An 8369-nucleotide genomic window follows, 5' to 3' on the forward strand; every position below is an offset into this window, starting at 1 on the left:
GGTCCAGGATCCGGTGCATCTCCGCCCGCATCTCCTCCACCGGCACCGACCAGTCCAGGTCCAGCTCGACCACGCCGAGCACGGCCGCCTCCCGACGCGTCCAGTTCTGGAACGGCACGGTGGTGAAGTATGTCGATGGCAGGATCATGCGTCGGTCGTCCCAGATGTGGACTACCACGTAGGTCAGTGTGATCTCCTCGATGCGTCCCCATTCCTTCTCCACGACGACCACGTCGTCCACCCGTATGGCGTCGGTGAAGGCGAGCTGCAGCCCGGCGAACACGTTTGCCAGCGAGGTCTGTGCGGCCAGCCCGGCGAAGATGCCGACGATTCCGGCGGACGCGACGATGCTGGCACCGGCAATGCGCACGCTGGGGAACGTCATCAGCATCGAGGCCACGGCGATGACGGTGATGACGACCACCGTGATGCGACGCAGCAGGATCACCTGTGTACGCACCCGGCGGGCGTGCCGGTTGTCGGCGACGTCCATCCGGTAGCGAGCCAGGGCAAGATCCTCGAGGAGGAAGGTGAGCACCGCCACCAGCCAGGAGACGCCGCCGATGAAGGCCAGGCCGAGCAGCCGGACGATGGCCCCGGTCCAGTTCTGTTCGGGCATGGCGTTCAGCGCGACAAGCAGAGCGAGGATGACGAGGGTGAGGTGGGCCGGGCGTCGGCCGCGCTGGGCCAGGTCGGCGGCGGCTGCCGAACGGCGCCCGGCCCGACGGGCTGTCCGGTCGACGACCAGCGCAACCGTGTAGCCGAGCACGGCGGCCATGGCCAGCACGATCAGCACGGCGGGTGTCGAATCAGCCTCGGGCAGGGACATCTCGGCTGCGTGGCGAATGACCACACCGGACTCCTCGGATCAGTCTGGTAGCGGTAGCCCGGGCGGCGCCTTGCCCCGAGCGACGCGCCTGTGTCCAGGGATGCCTTCCCGCAGTGGGGCGTTATAACGTGAGAGGTCCGTCACATTCGGAAGTATCATGAATTCCTTCTCGAGCGAAGTTGATCTGGCTCCGCGCTCTCGATCCCGAGCGCGGCAGGAGGGTCCGTCGGGCGCTGTCGCATTCGCCGATTATCGGTGATCTTGATGGCCGGTAACCGGCGGCTTCGGACGCCTCAGAACGACTTTGAAGGACGCCTCCACCGGAAGATTTACGGCCGAGATTCGACGGTGGCTTTCGGGCCGAGTTTCTCCAGCTATGCGACGAGCCGTTTCCGCTGCACGCCGGCGCCGGGACACCGGAGCGCGACGTCGGCGGGAGACATGGAGGAATGAAGGAATGAAGGAATGAAGGAATGAAGGAGAGTCCACGATGGCACGGGTTGAGCGGAGAGCGGTCGGTGCCGGTCCGGTAGCACAGTTCCGGTGCCGCAGGCCACGGTGTTCGCCCCATCGGCCCTGCTCACGGTGACGATCGAGGAGCGGCGGAGGAGGCGAGCGACCTTCATCTCCCTGCTGGGACAGGGACATCGATCGCCCGCATGCCAGCCGCTCTGGCCGTTGACGTACGCCTCGGCACTCCGGCCGGCGGGGAGTTGGGCGCCGTGCACGCGCGTCCCGGCGTTGCGCCCGGTTAAGGCGGAGCCGGACGGGTACTTGGCCATGAGCGCACAGCGGCGGCGGTGCCTGTGGCCCTGTGGCCCTGTGGCCCGTTCCGCCCGGGCCGGCCCGCCTCCGGTCGACCTACGGCAGGAGCGACATGGCTTTCTACGACCCGGTGGAGTCGAGTTTCTATTCGTGGTGCGTCGAGCGCCTGTTGTCCTGCGCACAGCTGAGTCCCTACACCGCCGCCGGTGTGGCGGAGCTGGGGGCGGGTACCGGGATCCCGCTGCTGGAGGCCGTCGGCCGATCGGAGACGTTGGCACAGGTCCGTGGATTTGAGCGCGACCCCGACGCGTTCCGGTCAGCCCGCCGGCTGACGGAGCTGAAGGGGCCGGTGAACTACACCGTCCAGTTCGGAGACTTCTTCCGCTACGCCAGCGGGGCAACGGAGCGCTGCGTGGTCGCCAACCCCCCGTACCTGCCGGGGCAGCCGCGGCGGCCGGGTGCTCCCGACCTGTACGGCGGGGCGCGAGGAGCCGAAGTGACCTGCCGGATTCTGGGCTGCTCCTTCGACCTGGTGATGGTGATGGTCGCCTCGATCTCCGATCCGCTCGGCGTCCTGGCGGAGGCGACCCGCTGTGGGTACCGGGTGGTGGACTGGGTGACGCGCCCGATCAGGTTCGGCTCCTACTGCCGCGACCCCGAGGTGTGGCGGCGCATCCAGTCCCTTGCCGCCGCCGGGCAGGCATTCTTCCACCAGGAGGGCTACCTGCTCGCCGGTGTCACCTGGATCCGTGACCACAGCCGTGCGTACCCGCCCGGGAGGGACTCGGTGGTTCTGGCCCAGGTGCTGAGCGCGGGCGCCGCGGCGGTGCCGGCATGACCGCCTCCCGCCCCCGGCCCGTGACCACGGCCTTCCGCGGGCCGAACGATGCCGGCTACGGCGACGTTCTCAGCCCGGCCGAGCTCGGGCCGAGCCCCCTGCCGCGCCCGCGGGGCACCCTCAGCGCCGTTCTGACCACCGCTCTGGCCGGGCCGGTCCATGCCGTGGACAGGGTGCCCGCGGCCGACGATGACGCCCTGTTCGGTGAGGACGCCGCCCTCACCCTGTACTGCCTGTACGAGCTGCACTACCGCGGGTTTGCCGATGTGGCGGACGGCTGGGAGTGGGAGCCGTCGCTGCTGGGGCTTCGCCGGCTCCTGGAACGCGATCTCCTGGCCCGGCTGCGGGATGACGTGGACCTCGCCGCCCCCGGCACCGAGCCGGGCGACCTCCTCGCGGACGGGATCGCGGGCGCGCTGCGCCGCGTCATCGACGCTCCCGGCGGCCCGTCGCTGTCGGGGTATCTCGCCGAACGCGGTTCGCTGGGCCAGTTCCGTGAGTTCGCCGTCCACCGCTCCCTGCTCCAGCTCAAGGAAGCAGATCCGCACTCGTGGGCGATTCCCCGGCTGGCCGGCGCGGCGAAGGCCGCGCTGGTCGAGATCCAGACCGACGAGTACGGTCACGGCGCCCAACGGGACATGCACCAGACCCTCTTCGGCCTCACCCTGCGCGCCCTGGGGCTGGACCCGGCGTACGGGGCCTACCTTGACCGTGTCCCGGCCACCACGCTCGCCACCGTCAACGTGCCGTCCTTCTTCGGCCTGCACCGCGAGCACCGGGCCGCGCTCGTCGGTCATCTCGCCGTGTTCGAGATGACCTCGGTCGGGCCGATGAGTGCCTACAGCGCCGCCCTGCGCCGCCACGGCCTGCCCCCGGCCGCCCGTCTGTTCTTCGACACGCACGTCGTGGCGGACGCCCACCACCAGACGGTCGCCGCCGACGCCCTCGCCACCGGCCTCGTGCGGGCCGAGCCCGGCCTCGCTGCCGGCCTGCTCTTCGGCGCGCGGGCGGCGATGGCCGTCGAGGCCCGCGCCGCCGAGGCAATCATGACTGCCTGGGAGAGAGGGGAATCGTCCCTGATCTGATCCGCGGCGATGAACAGCGGTTGCTCGGCAGGTTCGTCTGGGGTCGTCTTCTTGGTCGTCTTCTTCTTGGTCGTCTTCTTCTTGTGCCGTCCCGCGGCCGGATGTGTTCCGGATGTGTTTTGGTCCCGGCGGCCAAGGGAGAGCGGTGGGGACGGGTGGTGCCCGCGCGGGCGCGCCCGACGGCCGCCGCCAGCCCGTCGGCGCCGGGGCTGGCCGCACCCGGCTGGTCATCCTGAGTCCGCGGCGGGTGCCGACTGAGTCCGCGGCCGGGTGCCGAACTTCGTCCAGCCCAGGGAGCTCGACCTGACATCCTTTGATGGCCGCCTCGTCGACGACCGCGGCGTGGTGACTCTGAGCCTGGCGGGACACACGGCCACCGACTCCGAAACCGCCGAGTTCGCCTCGGCCTTCACCACGGCGGTGGCGGCCCACCGTCATTTCGACCGCCACGCCGAGCTCGTCCCAGCCTGAGACCCGTTCCGTCGCTGCCGGAGCATGCCGCCGCTGCCGAGGCTCATGGTGCCGAGCCCGTGCTGTCGGTGCCCGCGATACCCGGGCCTCGGCCGCGCCCTCACGGCCCGGCTCATCCATGTCACCCGGGCGAGCCCACAACGGCCTGAACGACCTACCGGTCCCCGGACCACGACGTGAGGAGGGCCTTCAGAGCCGGACCGGTTGGTGACCACGCCCGGGCCGGGCACGAGGGCGTCCAGCACGTACCCGAAGACGGCCCGGTCGGGGATGCGACGGCGGTGGCAGCCCGGCCGGTGGGCGGGGCCGGACTCGAGCGGCGGTCCGCTGGTGTGCCGGGTCAGCAGGGCCTCGAACCAGCTCCAGATCGGGCCGGGCAAGGATGATGGGACGGCAGGCATGAGATCCTCCAGCGCTCACGGAATGTGACGATCCGACGGTCACCGGGTTCCGTGCCTGCTCACATGCCGATCTCCTGGACCCGCGCCTATTGCCGGTCACTCCTACTCGTCCAGGCGTTTCCCGTGGTAGCCGGCGGGTCATCCCTCGAGAACGAGTCCGGCGGGTGGGGAATTTGACGTCTCCTGTTTGCTGAGCCGTCGCTGCCGGTGCACTGACGATGATGCGGAACGTCACTAATCTGGCTTCGCTCCCCAGCCAGGCACTGCTTTCCCCCTGACCCATTCTGGAGGTCCGCCCGTGTCCCCTGCCGTTGCTGTCCGGCGTCCACGCTGGCTACTGAGCATGCTCGGTGCCGCCGTCGTGCTGGCCGTCGCGTCGATTGGTGTGTGGAGCGCGGAGCCCGCGCACGCCGCGGCGCTCCCCACACCCGACCACGTCGTCGTCGTGGTGCTTGAGAACCACGCCTACTCCCAGGTGATCGGCAGCTCCAGCGCTCCCTACATCAACTCACTGAAGACCGGCGGCGCGAACCTCACCGCGTCGTACGCCATCACCCACCCCAGCCAGCCCAACTACATGGCGCTCTTCTCCGGGGGAACCCAGGGCATCACCAGCGACAGCTGCTACACGCCCGGGTTCAGCAGCGCCGCCAACCTCGGCTCCGAGCTGATCGCGGCCGGTCTCGCCTGGGGCAGCTACAACGAGGGCCTGCCCTCCCAGGGCTCGACGATCTGCACCAACAGCAGCACGAAGTACGCGCGGAAGCACAACCCCTGGTTCGGGTTCAGCAACGTGCCGACGAACACCGCCTACACGTTCGCCCAGTTCCCGACCAGCTACTCGACCCTGCCGAAGATATCGTTCGTCGTCCCGAACCTGTGCAACGACATGCACGACTGCTCCGTGAGCACCGGTGACACCTGGCTGCAGAACAAGCTCGGCGCCTATGCCACCTGGGCCACGACCCACAACAGCCTGCTCATCGTGACCTTCGACGAGGACAACAGCCTCAACGGCAACCACATCCCCACGGTGCTCTACGGGCAGCACGTCACCGCGGGCAGCTCCTCGTCGACGACCTACAACCACTACAACCTGCTGCGCACCCTGGAGGACCTGGCCGGTCTGACGACACACGCGGGTAACGCCGCCAGTGCGTCGGACATCACCGGCATCTGGAGCTAGCGTCCGTGTACCTCGCGGACGCGTACACCGTCCCCACGTCTGCTGGCCCGGGTACCGACCCGGGCCAGCAGGCCGCGGCGCCCACCCCTCGCGTCACACCGCGGGCCGTCGCGCGGGCGCTGCCGCGCACGGTCCTCGTGCTGGGAACGGTGAGCCTGCTCACCGACGTCTCGGCCGAGATGGTCACCGCTGTCCTACCGCTCTACCTGGTGGCGGAGCTGGGCCTCTCACCGCTGGGTTTCGGCCTGCTGGACGGCATCTACAACGGCTTCAGCACGCTGGTCCGCCTTGTCGGCGGCCATCTCGCCGACCGCGGCGGACGGCACAAGGCTGTCGCCGCGGTCGGCTACGGGCTGTCCGCGCTGTGCAAGCCCGCGCTGCTCCTCGCGCACGGGGTGGCGTCGATCGGTGTGGTGCTCGCGGCCGACCGGACCGGCAAGGGGCTGCGGACCGCTCCGCGCGACGCGATGATCTCCCTGGCGTCGTCGGCCGAAGCCCAGGGCCGCTCGTTCGGCATACACCGGGCGATGGACACCGCGGGCGCGCTGCTGGGCCCGATCATCGCCTTTTTCGTGATGCGGGCCGCGGTTGACGGATTCGACGCCCTGTTCATGGTGAGCTTCTGTATCGCCATGACGGGCCTGGCGGTCCTGCTGTTGTTCGCCCCGGGCCGCGGCCACGCGACGGCCCAGGACGCGACGGCCCAGGACGCGCGGGAGGAGGCGGCCGTCTCCGCGCGCGCGGCGTTCGGCCTGCTGCGTCGCCCCGATCTGCGCTGGTTGGCGCTGTGCGCGTTGCTGCTCGGCCTGGCCACCGTCAGCGACTCCTTCCTCTATCTGATGCTGCAGCGCGACCTGGCCATGCCGCGGGAGTGGTTCCCGCTGTTGCCGGTCGCCACGGCCGGGACGTTCCTGCTGCTGGCGGTGCCGTTCGGACAGGCCGCCGACCGGTTCGGTCGCTGGCGGGTCTTTCTCGCCGGGCACGTCGGCCTGCTGGTGGCGTACGGGCTGCTGCTCGTGCCGGTGGGCGACGCGGCGCTGCTGGCCGTCGTCCTCGTCCTGCACGGCGCCTTCTACGCCGCGACGGACGGGGTGCTGATGGCCGCCGCCGCGGTCTCGGTGCCTGCGCGGCTGCGCTCCAGCGGCCTGGCCCTGGTGCAGACCGCGCAGGGAAGCGCCCGGTTCGCCTGCTCGCTGCTCTTCGGGGCCGCCTGGTCGGCCTGGGGGGACCGCGCGGCGTTGGCTTCCGCGACGGTCGCGCTGGCGACCTGCGTCACGTTGGGCGCGGTTGCGCGGCCCCTGCGGGCACTGGGGACGGCGGCATCGCGGGGAGCCGCGACATGACGGACCGCGCCCGGCTGGTCGTACTGTTCCTGACCGTCGTCCTGCTCGGCGGTGTCTCCGTCGGCTGGGTGCGGTACGCCTCCGAGCGCGGTGCGCTCAGGGACCGCCAACAGCAGGACGGCCCGTCGGTGGCCGCCGGCCGGGTCACGCTGGCCGGGACCGGCGCCGGCCCTGGCGCCGGCACCGGCACCGGCACCGGCTCGACCGGGCAACAACGGCTGGTCTTCCGCAACATGCTCTGGGGCCCGCAACGGGACGAGCTGGTGTCGGTGGCCGCGTCGGCGCCGGCCGGCCCGCGCACCGCGTCGGATGTCCACTGCCTGCGCTTCTACGCCGCCGCCGGTACCGGCATCTGCCTGCAGCGGCTGCCGGGCACGCTCGAGGAGAGATACCGGGCGGTGGTGCTGGACGCGGAGCTGCGTGAACAGCGGCATTTCCCGCTGGGCGGCATCCCCACCCGGGCGCGGGTCTCGCCCAGCGGCCGGATGGTGGCGTGGACGGTGTTCGTCAGCGGTGACTCCTACGCGGGTACCCAGTTCTCCACCCGCACCTCGATCCTCGACACCCGCACCTGGACGCTTCAGCAGTCGCTGGAGGACTACCAGGTGATCATGGATGATAAGGCGTACCGCGGCGCTGACGTCAACTTCTGGGGCGTCACGTTCGCCGACGACGGCCACTTCTACGCCACCCTGGCCACCCGCGGGAAGACCTACCTGGTGCGCGGGGACGTCCGGGCCAGGACCGTGACCACCCTGCGCGAGAACGTCGAGTGCCCGTCGCTGTCGCCCGACGGCACCCGGCTGGCGTTCAAGAAACGGGTGCCGGAAGCCTCCGCGGACGCGCCGTGGCGGGAGTACGTCCTCGACCTGCGCGACATGCGGGAGACACCGCTCGGCGAACACCGAAGTGTTGACGACCAGGCCGTCTGGCTCGACAACAGCACCCTCGTCTACGCTCTCGCCGGTGACTACGGCTCGGATCTGTGGACCATCCCGGCCGACGGCACAGGTAGCCCCACCCGGCTGACGACCGCGGCGCTCGCACCCGCCGTGATCGGCTGACCGCCCGCGCGCCACGGGCGTCCTCCTGCGACCCGGGTCAGACGGGCTTGGCGGTGGTGTAGCGGGCGGCGACGTCCAGAATCGACGCCGGACGGCCGCGGCGGATGCCCGACGAACAGCGCCTGGCACCGAGAGTGACCGTCAATGCTGGTCAGTTCAGGAGGCCCGGCATTGTACGAACCGGCCTCTCATGCGTGCTGACCTGCGGCGATGGAGTCCCTTACATCATCCCAACCCCATAGGTAAAACCTATTTGACCAGGCCAGAGGCTAAATACGCAGCGTGGTGGACCATGTGTACCAGCATACGAACCGATTGATCTTGGTTCCGGGCCCTGAAATCGCCGTCCGGCCGGTCGCCACCCGGGCGCTGACCAGGGACGATTCC

The 8369-nt window shown here is 70.2% G+C and carries 7 protein-coding genes; 6 read left to right on the forward strand and 1 reads right to left on the reverse strand.

The features are described from left to right. The coding region (locus NBX02_RS13470; RefSeq protein WP_250291600.1) for a mechanosensitive ion channel domain-containing protein at window positions 1-829 on the reverse strand (829 nt) is incomplete at its 3' end. Window positions 830-1706: 877 nt separating this feature from the next. Here NBX02_RS13470 and NBX02_RS13475 point away from each other — a divergent pair. The 6 genes from NBX02_RS13475 to NBX02_RS13505 all read left to right on the forward strand — a co-directional run bounded on the left by NBX02_RS13475 (window position 1707) and on the right by NBX02_RS13505 (window position 7982). Then, on the forward strand, window positions 1707-2432 hold the full coding sequence (locus tag NBX02_RS13475; RefSeq protein ID WP_250285690.1) for a class I SAM-dependent methyltransferase: 726 nt from the start codon (window positions 1707-1709) through the stop codon (window positions 2430-2432). Further along, the gene (locus NBX02_RS13480) at window positions 2429-3517 is read left to right on the forward strand and encodes an iron-containing redox enzyme family protein (protein WP_250285691.1); all 1089 of its coding nucleotides are present in this window, start codon (window positions 2429-2431) and stop codon (window positions 3515-3517) included. The genes NBX02_RS13475 and NBX02_RS13480 overlap by 4 nt, the downstream gene beginning before the upstream one ends. A gap of 270 nt (window positions 3518-3787) precedes the next feature. Next, on the forward strand, window positions 3788-3988 hold the full coding sequence (locus NBX02_RS13485) for a hypothetical protein (RefSeq protein WP_250285692.1): 201 nt from the start codon (window positions 3788-3790) through the stop codon (window positions 3986-3988). 744 nt (window positions 3989-4732) lie between these two features. After that, window positions 4733-5575: an alkaline phosphatase family protein gene (locus tag NBX02_RS13495; RefSeq protein WP_445548417.1), complete on the forward strand. Its 843-nt coding sequence runs from the start codon at window positions 4733-4735 to the stop codon at window positions 5573-5575. A gap of 5 nt (window positions 5576-5580) precedes the next feature. Continuing rightward, window positions 5581-6918 carry an MFS transporter gene (locus NBX02_RS13500; protein WP_250291595.1) on the forward strand — a complete coding sequence of 446 codons (1338 nt, stop codon included), beginning with the start codon at window positions 5581-5583 and terminating at the stop codon, window positions 6916-6918. Then, entirely contained in the window at window positions 6915-7982 is a 1068-nt protein-coding gene (locus NBX02_RS13505) for a TolB-like translocation protein (RefSeq protein ID WP_250291597.1), read from the forward strand. The genes NBX02_RS13500 and NBX02_RS13505 overlap by 4 nt, the downstream gene beginning before the upstream one ends. The last annotated feature ends 387 nt before the right edge of the window (window positions 7983-8369 follow it).

Source organism: Protofrankia sp. CiP1_Cm_nod1, from assembly GCF_920888515.1.
Taxonomy (GTDB): Bacteria; Actinomycetota; Actinomycetes; order Frankiales; family Frankiaceae; genus Protofrankia.

Coding starts and splice junctions, on each gene's coding strand:
- NBX02_RS13475 (WP_250285690.1), top strand. CDS start 1,707: ATGGCTTTCTACGACCCGGTGGAGTCGAGTTTCTATTCGTGGTGCGTC.
- NBX02_RS13480 (WP_250285691.1), top strand. CDS start 2,429: ATGACCGCCTCCCGCCCCCGGCCCGTGACCACGGCCTTCCGCGGGCCG.
- NBX02_RS13495 (WP_445548417.1), top strand. CDS start 4,733: ATGCTCGGTGCCGCCGTCGTGCTGGCCGTCGCGTCGATTGGTGTGTGG.
- NBX02_RS13505 (WP_250291597.1), top strand. CDS start 6,915: ATGACGGACCGCGCCCGGCTGGTCGTACTGTTCCTGACCGTCGTCCTG.